At 43.3% G+C, this 734-nt stretch carries 1 protein-coding gene; it reads right to left on the reverse strand.

Translation table 11 applies throughout. The features are described from left to right. Window positions 1-734: autotransporter domain-containing protein (locus ACFIJ8_RS08460; protein ID WP_375639390.1), on the reverse strand; the 734-nt coding region annotated here is incomplete at both ends.

Here is a 734-nt window from a genome sequence, read left to right on the forward strand (position 1 = left end):
TTGTTTTCAGTGGAAATGGTTTTGGTCAAACGTCCACCAACACGGATCAACCATTGAGAAGGATTGTTCATATCAACAGTGAAATTATCAGCATCTTCAATGGTGTTAAACATCAAATGTTGATAGGCAACTTGTGCTTGTGGCTCAAATGTTAAACCTTCCATTCCGGTTGCAAACTCTTTGCCAACAGTGGTGGAGATACTCAACATTTTGGCATCGTTCAACTTTGCGGTATTTCCTCTGAGAGCATTGGCGATATGCCCCTTTAGGATACCGTAGGATAAGAGTGTATCAATGTAGAAACCATTGTTGTGTTGTATACTACCATAGGCTGTCAGTGACCATTTATCTAGCGTGTTCTTCCCTGCATCTGACATGTCCTTTGGTGTAAACGACAGCTGCCCATAGGTGCCTACAAGACCGAGATGTGTTGTGGTATTTTGTCCTTCAATTGCTGCCAATGTGACACCGGCTTGGAGAGCAGCATAGCGGATATCAGCACCATAACCATATTTGAGAGGACCACGCTCAGAAGATAAAGTTCCTGTGCTTCCGTAAGTGTAGAGGAAGAAACCTGTTTGTTTCTCTTCTTCTTTTCCTAAGACGGATGTTCTGATATTGGCTAAGAGCGCGTTTTGTTTAGCCATATCGGTTAATCCTGTACTGAAAAGAGCATTTGGCATGACCAAATAGCTTGCTGTCTGTGGTACAAGAGCGGCTACACTTGGACCAGA

The organism is Bartonella sp. MF74HXZ (assembly GCF_042194445.1).
Classification (GTDB): Bacteria; Pseudomonadota; Alphaproteobacteria; order Rhizobiales; family Rhizobiaceae; genus Bartonella; species Bartonella grahamii.